Raw genomic sequence first — 15,119 nt, 5'->3', positions numbered from 1 at the left:
GAGCGGCGGTGCGACGATTCGACTTGCTCGCTCCCACATTAGATCTTTGGTGGATTCTGGATTGGGGTCAGCGCTTGGGGAGTTCGATCACAACCTTCAACCCGCCCCACTCGCTCTCTTCCAGCCGTAGCACCCCGCCCCATGTGTCGACGATGTCGCGCACAATCCCCAGCCCCAACCCGTGCCCGTCCGTCTGTTCATCCAATCGCGTACCGCGACTGAACACCTGATCGTGCCGGTCTTGGGGAATCCCCGGCCCATCGTCTTCAACGCTCAACTCAAACCCATCCGCCGCCTCGACCACATTCAAGCGAACCTCGGCATCCGCCCATTTACAGGCGTTGTCCAGCAAGTTACCCAGCAGTTCAAGCAAGTCCTCGCGGTCCCACGGCAACTGCAAACCGGTCGGTGCACGGTAGCTGAGCGCCAGGTGCTCGCCATGAATCATGTTCAGCGTCGCCAACAACCCCGGCAGTTCTTCATCGCAATCAAACAACGCCCCCGGCAGTGCGTCGCCGGACAACCGTGCGCGGTTGAGTTCGCGATTGAGGCGTTGCTGGACCTGCTCCAGCTGCGCCTGAATCACCTTGCGCAGCTCCGGGTGAGCGTCGAGTTTTTCGCTCGAAACCAGGCTCAATAACACCGCCAGCGGGGTTTTCAATGCGTGGCCGAGGTTGCCCAAGGCATTGCGCGAACGCTTGAGGCTGTCTTCGGTGTGAGCGAGCAAATGGTTGATCTGCGCCACCAGCGGCTCAAGCTCGATCGGCACCTGATCATCCAGTTGCGAGCGCTGGCCTTGCTGCAACTGGGCGATCTGTTCGCGGGCCTTTTCCAGCGGGCGCAAGGCGCGGCGCACGGTGAGGCGTTGCAGCAGCAAAATCAGCAGCAGCCCGGCCAATCCCAGCCCCAGCCCCACTTGCTGCATGCGCTTGAAGCTCTCGCGCATCGGGGTGTAGTCCTGCGCGACGCTGATGGAGATGGATTGCCCGAGGCGTCGATAGTCTGAACGCAATACCAGCAATTGCTGCCCTTCCGGCCCCAGTTGCAGATTGCTGTGCAGTCCGGGATGTTCCAGCCGTGGCAATTCCTGATCCCACAGCGAACGGGAGCGCCAGTGGTTATCGTCAAAGTCGATGCGGAAATAGTGCCCAGAGAACGGCCGCTGGTAAGCCGGCGACAGGTGCCGCTCATCCAGCTGCAACCCTTGCGGGCCGCGCACCAGCGCCACCAGCAGGTTTTCGCTGTCGTTGCGCAGCCCGGCTTCGAGGTAGCGCTGCAAGCCCATTTCGAACAACCACAGACTGGTTTGCGCCAGCACCAGGCCGACGACGACCATGACGCTGATCAGTCCCAGGCTCAAACGGCGCTGGATCGACCTCACTGAGCAGCCCCGCCGAACAGGTAACCCTGACCGCGACGGGTTTCGATCACGCTGCGCCCCAGTTTGCGTCGCAAGTGGTTGACGTGAACTTCCAGCACATTGGAATCGCGCGCGGTTTCACCGTCGTAAAGGTGTTCGGCGAGGTGACTTTTGGAGAGGATCTGTTCGGGGTGCAACATGAAATAGCGCAACAGGCGAAATTCGGCGGCGGTGAGCTGGATGTCGGCGCCGTCGCGGGTCACGCATTGACGGCCTTCATCGAGGTGCAGCCCGGCCGCCTTGAGCGTCGGCTGATTGGCCTGGCCGTGGGAGCGACGCAGCAGCGCCTGAACCCGCAGGTGCAATTCCTCCGGATGGAAAGGCTTGGTCAGGTAATCGTCGGCGCCGGCCTTGAGGCCTTCGATGCGCTCGGCCCAGGAATCGCGAGCGGTGAGGATCAGCACCGGCGTCGACAAACCGCCTTCGCGCCATTGCGCCAACACCTCAAGCCCCGACAAACCCGGCAGGCCGAGGTCGAGGATGATCAGGTCATAGGGTTCGCTGCTGCCCTGATAGACCGCATCGCGACCGTCAGCCAGCCAATCCACGGCGTAGCCCTGGCGGTTGAGGCCGGCCATCAATTCGTCGGCCAGCGGCACATGGTCTTCCACCAGCAGCAATCGCATCGGTCAATCTTCCTTGTCTTTCAGTAAACGGCCAGTGGCGGCCTCAATGTCCAGTTCACGGACCACGCCTTCAGGGGTCAGCAGCTCGACTTCATAAATGTAGACGTCATGCTTTTCTTCAAGCTCGGCTTCCAGCAGCTTGGCGCCGGGATAGCGATCCAGTGCCTGTTGCAGCAATTGCTCCAGCGGAAGGATCACCCCTTGTTGGCGCAAGCGCAGGGCTTCGTCCTGATTGAGGTCGCGGGCCAGGACCACCGAGCAAAACGCCAGAAGCACCAGCGCCATGCATGAAAATGAACGCACCTTCATTACGTATCCTGATGATCCTTGAGAACCTGGCTGCTGACAGCGTCTAATTCCACGTCCCACTCGATGCCCTGTGGGTCGCGCAGCTCAACCTGATAGATGTACTTGCCGTACTCTTCTTCCAGTTCGGTTTGGGTCACCGTCGTACCGGGGTGTTTGACCAGCGCCGTGGCGTTGAGCTTCTCGAAAGACACGATGGTACCAGCGTCACGCAGCCTCAGGGCTTCGTCGGGACCGAGGTCGCGAGCGTGGGCGAGGCTGACGGTCATGGCGATGATCGAGGCGCTGAACAGGGCAGTCAGGGTGTTCATGGGTGTCTCCGTTTTTTTGTGTTGCTTACGGGAGGCACCTTAGCGACCAGAACTTAATTGAAACTGAATTGCCATCATTGGAACTCGACACCCCGAAATTGCAGACCTGCACAAAACCCAGCGGGAGTGAGCCTGTGTGGCGAGGGGCTTGTCGGGACGCCCCCTCGCCACACAGGCTCACTCCTGCAATGACCGTGTTGCATGTTTATAATCTTGCGCTTGCCAACAATTGAGACCGGTATGACCGCTATCCACATCAAGTTCCCTTCCCTGACCCTCAAGGCCGGCCCGCGTGCCTTCGCGCGCATCCGTAAAGACGGTTTGAGCGCCGCCGACGTCGGCACGCTGCCCGGGGCCGCTGGCGGGCCGAAGGCGCTGGGGATTCAAGGTCTGGACCTGGCGTTGTTTGGCGAATGGCTGCCGGCCGCACCGCGCGAGCGTTCACTGATTGGCGCCTCGGTCGGGTCCTGGCGCTTCGCCAGTGCCTGCCTGCCGGACGCCGCCGAAGGCATCCGGCGCCTCGGGCATTTGTACACCGAGCAGAACTTCGCCAAGGGCGTGACCATGGCGCAGATCAGCCAGAGCTCGCAGCGCATGCTCGATGAATTGCTGGACGGCCGCGATGCCTCGATCTTGAGCAACGCAAATTACCGACTGAACATCATGGTGGTCAAAAGCCACGGCCTGTTGGCCCACGACCATCGCGGCCGCCTCGGGCTGGCGCTGGGGTCAGTGATCGCCGACAACCTGCGCGCGCGCGCGCGGCTGTCGCGGCATTTCGAACGGCTGATCATCCACGACCCGCGCCTGGCGCCGCCGGTCAATGCGCTGAACGACTTCCCCTCGCGCTTCGTCGCGCTGAACACCGGCAACCTGCGCCAGGCGCTACTGGCTTCGGGCTCGATCCCGATGGTCATGGAAGGCGTGCGCGACTTGCCCGGTGCGGGCGCGGGAACGTTCCGCGATGGCGGTTTGCTCGACTATCACCTGGATCTGCCCTACAGCGGCGACGACATCGTGCTGTATCCGCATTTCACCGACCGGGTGATTCCTGGCTGGTTCGACAAGGCCCTGCCATGGCGCCGCGCCTGCACCGCGCGCTTGCAGGATGTTCTGCTGCTGGCGCCGTCCAAGGAGTATCTGGCGCGCCTGCCCTACGGCAAACTGCCGGACCGTAACGATTTCAAACGCTTCATGGGCGACACGCCGGCGCGGCAGAAGTACTGGCGCGCCGCCATGGACGAAAGCCGTCGCCTCGGTGACGAGTTCCTCGAACTGGCCGCCAATGGTCGCCTCGGCGATGGCTTGCTGACCCTTTAGTCAGTGTTTCGCCCGCAGCTCTGTTAAACTCGCCGCCTGCCCACATCGCCGCGGCGATCGCCACCTGACAGAGCTGAAATCACTGTGGAAATCTTCAAAGAGTTTACGTTCGAATCCGCCCACCGCCTGCCCCACGTACCGGAAGGCCACAAGTGCGGTCGCCTGCACGGTCACTCGTTCAAAGTGGCGATCCACTTGAGCGGCGACCTCGATCCGCACACCGGCTGGATCCGCGACTTCTCGGAAATCAAGGCGATCTTCAAGCCGCTCTACGAGCGTCTGGACCACAACTACCTGAACGACATTCCCGGCCTGGAAAACCCGACCAGTGAAGTGCTGGCCAAATTCATCTGGAATGAACTGAAGCCCCTGCTGCCGGAACTCAGCGCGATCCGTATCCACGAGACGTGCACCAGCGGCTGCATCTATCACGGCGAATAACAGGCCCTTGTAGGAGCTGGCTTGCCAGCGAAGGCGGCGTGTCAGCTAACGATGATGTCGACTGACACACCGCTTTCGCTGGCAAGCCAGCTCCTACAATGAAGACTGCGTTTCGTCAGTGAATGATCAAGCCACCCTCAGCGGTGGCTTTTTTATGCCTATGCTTTTTGCCTCGCACCCCGCCAAGAGGACACGCAAATGGCTGACTGGCTGCTGGACCGCCAATACCGCTTCAACGGGCACCGCATTCACTACGCCGTGCACGGCGACGGCCCGCCGCTGGTGTTCGTGCATGGCACGCCCTTCTCTTCTTATGTGTGGCACCGAATCGCCCCGCACTTCATTGCCACACACCGGGTGCATTACTTCGACCTGCTGGGCTATGGCCAATCGGAGAAAATCGACGGCGACGTTTCGCTGGGTGTGCAGAACGAGTTGCTGGCGCATTTGCTCGATCACTGGGCAATCGAGCGACCCGACGTGGTGGCCCACGATTTCGGCGGCGCCACCGCGCTGCGCACTCACCTGCTGAACGGCAAGGATTACCGCAGCCTGACATTGATCGACCCGGTGGCGCTGACGCCTTGGGGGTCACCGTTCGTGCAGCATGTGCACCAGCATGAAGCCGCGTTCAGTGGCGTGCCGGATTACATCCAGCGCGCCATCGTGCCGGCCTACATTCGCGGGGCGATCAAACGCGACATCCCCGATGAAGAACTCGCACCGTACGTGCAGCCGTGGCTGGGGGAGCCGGGGCAAGCGGCGTTCTACCGGCAGATTGCGCAGATGGACGAGCGCTATACCCGCGAGGCTGAAGGTTTGTACCCGACCATTCGGTGCCCGGTGCAGATTCTGTGGGGCGAGGACGATCAGTGGATCCCCATCGAACGCGCACAGACGCTGCATCAGCTGATACCGGGGTCGCAGTTTCATCCGGTTCCCAATGCCGGGCATCTGGTTCAGGAAGATGCACCGGAGGCCATCGTCGCGGCGTTGCTGCGGTTCCTGCCCCTGACCCCATGAACCCACTCCCACAAAGGGGGTTACCGGATTCTGTGTTTCGTCATTCGCCACTGGCAAGGATTGCCACTGCCGAGCTAACGTAGGGTTATCACCCAAGCGCACCGCACCGCTAAAAAACCAAAGGACTCGCCTGATGCACATCATCAACGCCCGCCTGCGCAACCAAGAAGGCCTGCATGAGTTGCACCTGGAAAACGGCCTGATCCGCACCATCGCCCGGCAGACCGAAGCCCCGACCCTGGGCCCCGACGATCTGGACGCCGGCGGCAACCTGGTGGTGCCGCCCTTTGTCGAGCCGCACATTCACCTCGACGCCACCCTGACCGCCGGCGAGCCGCGCTGGAACATGAGCGGCACGCTGTTCGAAGGCATCGAGTGCTGGGGCGAGCGCAAGGTCACGATCACCGAGGAAGACACCAAGACCCGCGCCAAGAAGACCATCCAGACCCTCGCCGCCCACGGCATCCAGCATGTGCGCACCCACGTCGACGTCACCGACCCGCAGCTCACCGCGCTCAAGGCGATGCTGGAGGTGCGCGAGGAAAGCCGTCACCTGATCGACCTGCAAATCGTCGCGTTCCCGCAGGAAGGCATCGAGTCCTACCGCAATGGCCGGGAGCTGATGGAAGAAGCGATCCGCATGGGCGCCGATGTGGTCGGCGGCATTCCGCACTTCGAGTACACCCGCGATCAGGGTGTCAGTTCGGTGAAGTTCCTGATGGACCTGGCCGAGCGCACCAGCTGCCTGGTAGACGTGCATTGCGACGAAACCGACGACCCGCATTCACGCTTTCTCGAAGTGCTGGCCGAAGAGGCGCGCAGCCGCGACATGGGTTCGCGGGTCACCGCCAGCCACACCACGGCGATGGGCTCTTACGACAACGCTTACTGCGCCAAACTCTTTCGCCTGCTTGGGCATTCGGGGATCAGTTTTGTCTCCTGTCCCACTGAAAGCATTCACCTGCAAGGGCGCTTCGATACTTTCCCGAAACGCCGTGGCGTGACCCGGGTCAACGAGTTGCTCGAAGCGGGGATGAACGTGTGTTTCGGTCAGGACTCAATCGTTGACCCGTGGTATCCGCTGGGCAACGGCAACATCCTGCGGGTGCTTGAAGCGGGTTTGCACATCTGCCACATGCTCGGTTACCGCAACCTGCAAAGCGCGCTCGACCTGGTGACTGACAACAGCGCCAAGGCGATGAACCTGGGCGAGCGTTATGGCCTGGAAGCGGGACGGCCTGCGAACTTGCTGGTGCTGTCGGCGGACAGTGATTACGAGGTCATTCGCAGCCAGGGCTTGCCGCTGTATTCAGTTCGCGGGGGCCAGTTGCTGATGAAGCGGACGATGCCGGTAGTCGAGTTCAGTGGTTTGAGCTGACATCTTTGTTGAATGTGATGGCCCCTTCGCGAGCTTGCTCGCGAAGGCGGTCTGACAGTCAACCCATCATTCGAGCCGTACCAAACAACCTGACCCGACTCAATTCCCCCTCCACTTCCTCCAGCAAAATCGGCGCCGTGCCGCCCGGCATCACCACTTTCACCTCACCCGCCGTGACCCAACCCACCCGCCACGCCGCGCAAGCCACGGCACTGGCGCTGGTGCCCGACGACGCCGTCGGCCCTTCCCCGCGCTCAAACACCCGCGCAACGACTTGGCCTACAGATTCAAGCATCGCCCACTGCACATTCACCCCTGCCGGACACGGTTCACCGGCCCCGGTCGGCATGGCATAAGCAATCCGCATCAACCCTTCAGCCAACGGTGATTCACGCATTTGCTCATTGCTCGGCAACGCAGCGGCGCTCGTCACCAGCGTCACGCAATGCGGATTGCCGATGCGTACAAACTGGCTGCGGTTCCACGCCGGTTCAAGCGCGGACAATGGCCGCACATGGCTGACTTCTCGCCCATTCAACAGCACGCTTTCAACCCCTTGCGCGCCCACCGCTTGCGGCCCTAACGAAGGTTTCCCCAAATCCAGCCAGAATCCTTGCACACCATCGACCTCGGCCGGTTTGACTGACGTCTCCCCCGGCGAAACCGCGTCCGTCTTGTCGTGATGAACCCGCAACAGGCACCCATCCTCCATCGGCATCCATCCGTGCTCACTCAGCGCCTGAGAAAAAATTGTCAATCCATTGCCACTGCGTTCGGCTAACGTGCCGTCGGTATTGACGATCAGCAGGTCATAGGGCGGCGCCGATTGAAACGGCCCGACGAGCAAACCGTCGCTACGATGGTCCTTGCTGCCGGGCGGCTGAGTGCCGGGAGCCCAACCACAAAACGCCTCGATGGCCGCCAACGCCCACGTTTCACGGGTATGCGCAGCCTGACTGGCCAGCAGCGGTAAATCGATACCGCTGCCACGCACCGCCTCTGGTGCCACAACTGCATAGATATTGCCTCGAGCATCGTAGAACGGCGTCATGGATCGGTCCTGAAGTCAGCCGGAAAGGAGCCCGTACTTTAGGCCACCGTCAGAAAAAGCACATCTGCCTGTTCAGTTATGAGCGTCCAGTTCTCTAGCGCGAATTTTTTGGAGCTACCTGTCAGTTATGACAGCAGACAAGCCTTCGCAGCGGGCTCAGAGTGAAGCTCTGCATTCGCACTCGGGACAGGCTCATGAAAAGGACGTTTCTGCTTTCGCTATTCATTGCCCTGGGCTTGAGCGGTGCGGCAATGGCCGACGCAACAGCCCCGGTTCGCAATGGCACCGGGGAAGAAATCCTGTTGCAGGGGTTCCACTGGAACTCCAGTCGCAATGAACCCGAAAAATGGTATGCGCTGCTGGCACGCATGGCCGAGCAGATCGATCATGACGGTTTTACCGCCATCTGGATGCCGCCGCCGTGGCGAGATGATTCCAGTTGGGTGGATGCCATCAAAGGCACCTCCGGGGGCGGTGAAGGTTATTTCTGGCGCAGCTTCGATAAGAACAGCCAGTACGGCAGCGATGAACAACTCAAAACCGCTGCCACGGCGCTGAATACTGCCGGTGTGCAAGTGGTCTATGACGTGGTGCCCAACCACATGGATGACAGCAGGGTAAATGCGTCCCTGTTTCCCAGGGGCCGCAACGAGTGGCGCCACGATTGCGCCACGTGCGATGAAGGTGATGCCTTCATGGACGGCAACGCGGACCTGAACACGGGCAACCCTGCGGTATCCGAGACCTTCAAAAACGAGCTCGTCAATCTGCGCCAACAGTACGGAGCCAAAGGCCTGCGGTTCGACTTTGTTCGCGGCTATGCAGCGGAATCCGTCGAGCGCTGGATGACGGCGCTGGGTGATCAGCGGTTCTGTGTCGGTGAACTGTGGAAAGGCCCCAGCGAATACCCGGCCAGCGACTGGCGCAGCAAGGCCGGTTGGCAGGACTCACTCAAGGATTGGTCCGACCGGTCCCACTGCGCCATCTTCGACTTCGCCCTGAAGGAGCAGATGCAGAACGGTTCAATCGCCGAATGGCGGCATGGGCTCAACGGCAATCCCGATCCAAACTGGCGCAAAATTGCCGTCACCTTCGTCGACAACCACGACACCGGTTATTCGCCGGGTCGCTATGGCGGCCAACATCACTGGGCGTTGCCCGAGGAGCGGCGCAATCAGGCCTACGCCTATATCCTCAGCAGCCCCGGTACACCCGCCGTGTATTGGCCCGACATGTACGACTGGCAACGCGGCGAGCTGATCCGCCAGTTAATCAAGCTTCGCAAGGGGGCCGGCATCCGGGCTGACTCGCCGATCCGTTTTCAATCTCAGTATTCCGGTCTGGTAGCGACGACGACGGGTGCCCGTAATAGCCTGGTGGTTGCCCTGGACTCGGACCTGCAAAAGTTGCCCCAGAATCTGACTGACCCGGTATTGACGTGGGATAACGGTAAAATCCGCATCTGGCGCACCACTCTCGAACAACCGCCGGTCAGCGTCCAATTCGCTTGCGACTACGCCACGACCTATCCCGGCCAGACCGTTTATGCCGTGGGATCGTCACTTGAACTGGGCGCCTGGGACCCTGTCCACGCGGTGGCATTGACCAACGGGCCTCAGGAACACCAATGGCGCGGCGCAATCACTTTGCCGGCGAAACAAGACATTCAGTGGAAATGCATCGTGCGTAACAACGATGCTTCAGGCGCCGTGCGTTGGCAGCCGGGCCCCAACATCAGCTTTACCAGCGGCGCAGTCAGCCAGACGCGCGGGACGTTTTAGACATTCAGCTTCATGACCGTGAGAAGCCCTCAAGGTCGCGGGACGCTGTCTGATATGCAAGGATGTTGCCCTGCCTATCGTCAGCAACCCGCAACGCCAAGGATTTTTCATGACTGCCCTCAATACCTCTGCGTCCGTCATCCCCGGCCGACTGGAGCAGATGTCCACCCGCGTCGCCTTCTTCATTGCCGGTCTCGGCATCGCTGGCTGGGCGCCGCTGGTGCCTTACGCCAAGGCGCGGGCCGGGTTGGGTGAAGGGACGCTCGGTTTATTGCTGTTGTGCCTCGGAGTGGGGTCGATTCTGGCGATGCCGTTGGCCGGGATGCTGGCCGCGCGCTTTGGTTGCCGGCGCGTGACGGCGGGCGGGACGTTGCTGATTTGCGCAGCCTTGCCGTTGCTGGCGACGGTGTCGAACGTGCCGGCGTTGATCGCCACGCTGTTCATGTTCGGCGCCGGGCTGGGCACGGTGGATTCGACGGTAAACCTGCAAGCGGTGATCGTCGAACGGGCCAGCGGCAAGAACATGATGTCCGGCTTTCACGGGATGTTCAGCCTGGGCGGGATCGTCGGTGCGGCGGGCGTCAGCGGCCTGCTCGGCCTTGGAATGTCACCGCTGGGCGCGATGTTGGTGGTGATTGCGGTGCTGGTGCTGGCCTTGCTGAAAGCTGCGCCGCACCTGTTGCCCTACGGCAGCGAAAGCACTGGGCCGGTGTTTGCTGTGCCCCATGGCATCGTGCTGTTTATTGGCGGGATGTGCTTCATCGTGTTCCTGGCCGAAGGCGCAGCGCTCGACTGGAGCGCGGTGTTCCTGGCGCAAGAGCGCGGGATCGACACGGCGTATGCGGGGCTGGGCTATGCGGCTTTTGCACTGACCATGACGGCCGGGCGCTTGACCGGTGACCGGATTGTCCGGCGTTTGGGTGCTACGCGGGTGATTGTGTTCGGTGGGCTGACGGCCGCAGCGGGCTTGGCGCTGGCCACGTTCGCGCCGGCCTGGGAGGCGGCACTGGTGGGTTATGCGTTGCTGGGCGCGGGCTGTTCGAACATCGTGCCGGTGCTGTACACCGCCGTCGGCAAACAGACGGTCATGCCCGAGCACATTGCCGTGCCGGCCATTACCACGCTGGGCTACGCCGGCATCCTCGCCGGCCCGGCGGTGATCGGGTTTGTCGCCCATGGCAGCAGTTTGAGTTTTGCGTTTGGGTTGATGGCGTTGCTGCTGGTGGCGGTGGCCATAGGCGGCAAGGTGTTGAAAGGCTGATAAAGCTATCGCCAGCAGGCTGGCTCCCACAGGGGATCGTCAGTGAACACAAACTCTGTGTACGACGCAGATCAATGTGGGAGCCAGCCTGCTGGCGATGGGGTCACCTCGGTCTATCAGAACCCCACACTGGCCTGCACAAAGAACGTACGCGGCGCCCCCACATACATCCCCGAGTTGTTGTCGCTGGAGCGAGTGAAGTACTGCTTGTCGAAGACGTTTTTAACCCCCGCGCCGAGCTTCAGGTTCGACAACTGCGAACCGAAGTCATACCCACCGCGCACATTCCAGGTCATGTAACCCGGGATGTCGCCAAACTGGCCGTCCGCTGATCCTTCGGTAATGTAATTGCCGTTAAAGCTGCCATCAGCATTCACACCCGTGCCCGGCGAACGCTGTTTGGACTGGGCATACGCATCGAGGTTATAGGTCCAGCGATTGATGTCGTAACGCAGCCCGGCGGTGGCCACCTGACGCGAATAAAACGGCAAATCACGGCCCTTGAAGCCTGGTATCTCGCCTTCATAAGTCGCACGGGTATAGGTGAAACCGGAGTAGGCAGTCAGGCCGTCGAGCATCGGGTTGAGCGCGGACAGGTCGTAATGCACCGACGCTTCCAGCCCTTGGTGCTTGGTCGCGCCAAGGTTGGTCCAGCCCACGTCGTTGCTGATGTATTGCAATTCGTCATCGAAGTCGATGTAGAACAGCGTCACTTCCCCGCCCCACACTTCATCGTTGTAGCGCGTGCCGACCTCGTAAGTCTTGGCTTTTTCCGGCTCCAGGCCATTGGCGGTGCTGTCACCTATACCGCCCTGGCCGAGCTGGAAATATTGCAGACTGCCGAACGAGGTTTCGTAGTTGGCGAACAGCTTCCACTCTTCGGACAGGTGATACATCACGCTCAGGGCCGGCAGCGGTTCGTTGCTTTCGATGCTGCGGTTCTTCTCCGGCACGCGCTTGCCGGCAGTGTCGAGCACCGGGCGGTCATGCCAGTCTGTGCTGATGTGTTCAAAGCGGATGCCCGGGGTCACGGTCCAGTTGCCGACGTCGACTTTGTTGTCGAGGTACACCGAGTTGGCTTCGGTACCGCCGGTACGGTCCTGGAACACGTGGCCGTCAGAGGTAGGGGTCAGCACCGGCTGATTGTTCACCAGAGCGACACGGCTCGTCTCTTCATGCATGGCTTCTTTGAGGTAGCGATAACCGACACTGACTTCCTGAGTGGTCGGGCCCGCCTCAAACACATGGGACACACGTGGTTCGATGCCAAAGGTGTAGTAAGTGCGCGGGTAAGAACTCAGGGTTTTCTGGTCGCGGGCGGCGATGTTGCTGCCACGAAAACTGTCGGTGTAGTACGTCAGCACTTCGGCCTGGGTACGGTCGTCGATCTGCCGTGCCCACCGGAATGACACGTCCTTGCGGCGGCCGCTGAAGTTGTCGTAGTCGCGCACGGACTGGAACGGGTCGGCGTCGTATTGCTGTTGCGTCAGGCCACCGGGCATGTCGGCGTTGGCGTCGTAGTAGTGAAAGTTGAGGCTGAAATAGTCGACATCGGTCGGAGCCCACTGGGTCTTGAGGAGCACATCGGAGATGTCGTTGCCGTTGTTGCTTTCGCGGTAACCGTTGCCGTTCACCCCGGAATACAACAGTGCCATGCCGATGCCGTTATCCGCGGTACCGCCGAGGAAGGCGGTGTCGAGGTGTTTCCAGCCACCGTACTGCGAAGTTTCCAGGGTGGTGCCAATTTCACCGGTGGCTTCTTGCGGGATCGCACGCGTCACGAAGTTGATTACGCCACCGACGTTTTGTGGCCCGTAACGCACGGAGCCGGCGCCACGCACCACATCGATGCTGTCGAGGTTGCCCGAGGAAATCGGCGCCATCGACAGCTGCGGTTGACCATACGGCGCAAACGCGGCGGGCACGCCGTCGATCAATACGGTAGAGCGTGGCGACAGGCGCGAGGTCAGGCCGCGCACCCCGACGTTCAGGGAAATATCGCTGCCACCGGTGCCGTTGGCGTCCTGCACTTGCACGCCGGGGACGCGCTTGAGCACCTCGCCAACGTTCATCGCGCCCTGCTCGACCATCGCTTCGCGGCGAACCACCGTACGCGCGCCGGGATGGTTCTGCACCAAGGCCACGTCGGCATCGCCGAGCCAGTCGCCGACCACTTTGATATCGGTCACGTCCAGCTCCAGCGGCCCGTTCGAAGCGGACGTCGGCGTGGGCGTCAACGTGACCGAGCCTTGATCGATCTGGTATTGCAGACCGCTGCCTTGCAGCAATTGGCGCAAGGCCTGTTCCGGCGAGATGTCGCCGTCGACGGCCGGGGCTTGTTTGCCGGCGACCAGTTCAGGATTGAAAAAAACCTGCAACGAAGTCTGCTGGCCCAACTGGCTGAGTGCCTGGCCCAACGGCTGCGCCGGAATATGGATGCCACCGGCGGCGAACGCCTGGGGCAGCACGGCGCTGACCGTCATGGCGAGCGCCAGCGGCAACCAATGGGATTGTTTGTGGTTGGCAGAGGTGTATTTCACGTCGAACAGTGTCCTGTGGATCGCAAGCGCATGCGTTTGTTAATGCAAACCAGTTGCAGTTGGACAAGAAGACGATGGACTCGAAAAAAACCTGAATTTATTTTGAAATTATTTCCTGACTGCCGTCATCGAGGGTGCGCACGGCCACTGGCAGGATGCTCGGCAAGGCCTTGAGCAGTGCGTCAGTGTTGTCGGAATTGAACACGCTGGTCAGGCGCAGATTGCCGACTTTGTCGTTGCCGACGGTGAGCGGTTTCTCGCGATAACGCGACACTTCAGCAGCCACCTCGCTGAGGCTGGCGTTGTTGAACACCAGTTTGCCGCTGCGCCACGCGGTCAGCTCGGCCGGGTTGACCGCATAAGCCGCCGCGACCCCCCCTTGGGCATCGATGCGAGTGCCGAGGCCGGCAGTAAGGTTGATGACACTGGCGCCCTGCCCCTGAACCTTGACCGTGCCCTGCTCCACCGCCACCCGGGTTTGCGACGGATCGCGGCGCACATCGAAGCGCGTGCCGGTGACCGTCACCTGGCCGTTGCCCGCTTCGACCACAAACGGTCGGCTGGTGTCGTGCTCGACGCTGAACATCGCTTCGCCCTCAGTCAGCTCGATGCCACGCCGGTCTTTTTCAAAGCGCACCTGAATACGGCTACGGCTGTTCATGTCAATTAACGAACCGTCCGGCAATACCACATGGCGACGCTCACCCAACGCCGTGGAATATTCAGCGGTAAAAGGCGACGGTTGATGCAACCCGCTGAACCATCCCACGCCCAGCGCCACGGCCACCACACTGGCCGCCACCGCATACCGCGCCCACGGCTGACGTGCACGGCGAGTCGGCGCGATTTCACACAAGGCTTGCAGACGCGCGGCCGGCACCAGGTCAGCCGCCATCCACAAGCCCTGAAGCATTTCGAATTCGTCTTGATGTTGAGGATGTTCGTTCAGCCAGGCCTCGAAGCGCCGGTACTCCACAACGTCCACGGCCGGTTCCTGCAAACGCACAAACCACCGCGCCGCATCGTCGCGAACCGTTGTTTGCCCGCACGCACAATCACGAGTATCCATCATGGAAGTTCCTGCTTGGCTGGGGGTGAGAAGGCGCGGCCGCTCATGGTTGCGATCCGTCGACGCGGTCACGCAGATGCCGCAAGGTGCGGATCATATACTTTTCCACCATGTTCTTGGACAGACCCAGGCGTTCGGCGATTTCAGCCTGGGTCAGGCCTTCGATCTTTTGCCACACAAACACCTTGCGGCAATTGACCGGCAACTCGGTGAGCGCCCGTTCGATGGAATCAGCCAACTGGATCGCCTGCATGTACTGCTCCGGGTCGCCGGACGACGACGCACTGAGATCAATCGCCTGCGACTCCATGGCGCCCCGCCGATCCTCACGCCGATAACCGTCTACCGCGATGTTGCGCGCGGTCTGGTGCAAATACGCCCGAGGTTGTTCCACCACCACCGAATTGGACTCAAGCACCCGCACGAAGGTGTCGTGGGCCAGGTCCTCAGCCTGCTGACGATTTCTCAGGCGACGGGTCCAGGTGCCAACCAACTCTTCGTAATATTTGAAAAAGCCATGTCTGCGGGGCAGCTTGGGGGTCATTGCGGTGTGCTGTGGAGATGGGGCGCGAATAGTAATGCTTCCTATTAA

General features: G+C 61.3%; 14 protein-coding genes. 6 read left to right on the top strand and 8 right to left on the bottom strand.

Features of this window, described 5'->3' with window-relative positions:
* Positions 1–67 precede the first annotated feature (67 nt).
* Genes ACA048_RS10035 through ACA048_RS10020 form a run of 4 tightly spaced genes read right to left on the bottom strand, consistent with a single transcriptional unit; the run spans position 68 to position 2,663 of the window.
* Entirely contained in the window at positions 68–1,381 is a 1,314-nt protein-coding gene (locus ACA048_RS10035; protein ID WP_497628970.1) for a sensor histidine kinase, read from the bottom strand.
* Positions 1,378–2,046, bottom strand: coding sequence for a response regulator transcription factor (locus tag ACA048_RS10030; protein WP_497628969.1), 669 nt, complete (start codon positions 2,044–2,046; stop codon positions 1,378–1,380). The genes ACA048_RS10035 and ACA048_RS10030 overlap by 4 nt, the downstream gene beginning before the upstream one ends.
* A 3-nt stretch (positions 2,047–2,049) precedes the next feature.
* Positions 2,050–2,355: a PepSY domain-containing protein gene (locus ACA048_RS10025; protein WP_497628968.1), complete on the bottom strand. Its 306-nt coding sequence runs from the start codon at positions 2,353–2,355 to the stop codon at positions 2,050–2,052.
* Complete coding sequence (locus ACA048_RS10020; RefSeq protein WP_497628967.1) at positions 2,355–2,663, bottom strand: PepSY domain-containing protein; 309 nt, start codon at positions 2,661–2,663, stop codon at positions 2,355–2,357. Before ACA048_RS10020 ends, ACA048_RS10025 begins: the two co-directional genes overlap by 1 nt.
* Positions 2,664–2,903: 240 nt before the next feature.
* On the opposite strand from ACA048_RS10020, the gene ACA048_RS10015 reads away from it, so the two are divergent.
* The 4 genes from ACA048_RS10015 (at position 2,904) to codA (ending at position 6,825) form a co-directional block, all read left to right on the top strand.
* Positions 2,904–3,983 (top strand): patatin-like phospholipase domain-containing protein, encoded by a 1,080-nt coding sequence (locus ACA048_RS10015; RefSeq protein ID WP_497628966.1) that lies wholly within the window; start codon positions 2,904–2,906, stop codon positions 3,981–3,983.
* Between the two features lie 84 nt (positions 3,984–4,067).
* The gene (gene queD, locus ACA048_RS10010) at positions 4,068–4,424 is read left to right on the top strand and encodes a 6-carboxytetrahydropterin synthase QueD (protein WP_081744008.1); all 357 of its coding nucleotides are present in this window, start codon (positions 4,068–4,070) and stop codon (positions 4,422–4,424) included.
* Between the two features lie 198 nt (positions 4,425–4,622).
* Entirely contained in the window at positions 4,623–5,447 is an 825-nt protein-coding gene (locus ACA048_RS10005) for an alpha/beta fold hydrolase (protein ID WP_497628965.1), read from the top strand.
* 133 nt (positions 5,448–5,580) lie between these two features.
* Positions 5,581–6,825 (top strand): cytosine deaminase, encoded by a 1,245-nt coding sequence (gene codA, locus ACA048_RS10000; RefSeq protein WP_497628964.1) that lies wholly within the window; start codon positions 5,581–5,583, stop codon positions 6,823–6,825.
* 58 nt (positions 6,826–6,883) lie between these two features.
* Here codA and ACA048_RS09995 read toward each other — a convergent pair whose 3' ends face one another.
* Complete coding sequence (locus tag ACA048_RS09995; protein WP_497628963.1) at positions 6,884–7,876, bottom strand: diaminopimelate epimerase; 993 nt, start codon at positions 7,874–7,876, stop codon at positions 6,884–6,886.
* 194 nt (positions 7,877–8,070) lie between these two features.
* Here ACA048_RS09995 and ACA048_RS09990 point away from each other — a divergent pair, with 194 nt between their 5' ends.
* Entirely contained in the window at positions 8,071–9,657 is a 1,587-nt protein-coding gene (locus tag ACA048_RS09990; protein ID WP_497628962.1) for a glucan 1,4-alpha-maltotetraohydrolase domain-containing protein, read from the top strand.
* Between the two features lie 109 nt (positions 9,658–9,766).
* The gene (locus ACA048_RS09985) at positions 9,767–10,918 is read left to right on the top strand and encodes an MFS transporter (RefSeq protein WP_497628961.1); all 1,152 of its coding nucleotides are present in this window, start codon (positions 9,767–9,769) and stop codon (positions 10,916–10,918) included.
* Between the two features lie 116 nt (positions 10,919–11,034).
* Here the strand turns inward: ACA048_RS09985 and ACA048_RS09980 are convergent, their stop codons facing one another.
* From ACA048_RS09980 to ACA048_RS09970, 3 genes are all read right to left on the bottom strand, one after another.
* Positions 11,035–13,401: a TonB-dependent siderophore receptor gene (locus ACA048_RS09980; RefSeq protein WP_497629836.1), complete on the bottom strand. Its 2,367-nt coding sequence runs from the start codon at positions 13,399–13,401 to the stop codon at positions 11,035–11,037.
* Positions 13,402–13,555: 154 nt separating this feature from the next.
* A complete protein-coding gene (locus ACA048_RS09975; protein WP_497628960.1) occupies positions 13,556–14,530 on the bottom strand; it encodes a FecR family protein in 975 nt (324 codons plus the stop codon).
* 40 nt (positions 14,531–14,570) lie between these two features.
* The gene (locus tag ACA048_RS09970) at positions 14,571–15,071 is read right to left on the bottom strand and encodes a sigma-70 family RNA polymerase sigma factor (RefSeq protein ID WP_497628959.1); all 501 of its coding nucleotides are present in this window, start codon (positions 15,069–15,071) and stop codon (positions 14,571–14,573) included.
* Positions 15,072–15,119: the final 48 nt, after the last annotated feature.

This window comes from Pseudomonas sp. LBUM1659, from assembly GCF_059716045.1.
This window is presented reverse-complemented; position numbering and strand designations above follow the sequence as displayed.

What these genes read in the sequence shown, in the direction of transcription:
- ACA048_RS10020 (WP_497628967.1), bottom strand. Translation starts at nt 2,663, where the DNA reads ATGAACACCCTGACTGCCCTGTTCAGCGCCTCGATCATCGCCATGACC.
- ACA048_RS10015 (WP_497628966.1), top strand. Translation starts at nt 2,904, where the DNA reads ATGACCGCTATCCACATCAAGTTCCCTTCCCTGACCCTCAAGGCCGGC.
- ACA048_RS10025 (WP_497628968.1), bottom strand. Translation starts at nt 2,355, where the DNA reads ATGAAGGTGCGTTCATTTTCATGCATGGCGCTGGTGCTTCTGGCGTTT.
- ACA048_RS09995 (WP_497628963.1), bottom strand. Translation starts at nt 7,876, where the DNA reads ATGACGCCGTTCTACGATGCTCGAGGCAATATCTATGCAGTTGTGGCA.
- ACA048_RS09985 (WP_497628961.1), top strand. Translation starts at nt 9,767, where the DNA reads ATGACTGCCCTCAATACCTCTGCGTCCGTCATCCCCGGCCGACTGGAG.
- ACA048_RS09975 (WP_497628960.1), bottom strand. Translation starts at nt 14,530, where the DNA reads ATGATGGATACTCGTGATTGTGCGTGCGGGCAAACAACGGTTCGCGAC.
- ACA048_RS09990 (WP_497628962.1), top strand. Translation starts at nt 8,071, where the DNA reads ATGAAAAGGACGTTTCTGCTTTCGCTATTCATTGCCCTGGGCTTGAGC.
- ACA048_RS09970 (WP_497628959.1), bottom strand. Translation starts at nt 15,071, where the DNA reads ATGACCCCCAAGCTGCCCCGCAGACATGGCTTTTTCAAATATTACGAA.
- codA (WP_497628964.1), top strand. Translation starts at nt 5,581, where the DNA reads ATGCACATCATCAACGCCCGCCTGCGCAACCAAGAAGGCCTGCATGAG.
- ACA048_RS09980 (WP_497629836.1), bottom strand. Translation starts at nt 13,401, where the DNA reads ATGACGGTCAGCGCCGTGCTGCCCCAGGCGTTCGCCGCCGGTGGCATC.
- ACA048_RS10030 (WP_497628969.1), bottom strand. Translation starts at nt 2,046, where the DNA reads ATGCGATTGCTGCTGGTGGAAGACCATGTGCCGCTGGCCGACGAATTG.
- ACA048_RS10005 (WP_497628965.1), top strand. Translation starts at nt 4,623, where the DNA reads ATGGCTGACTGGCTGCTGGACCGCCAATACCGCTTCAACGGGCACCGC.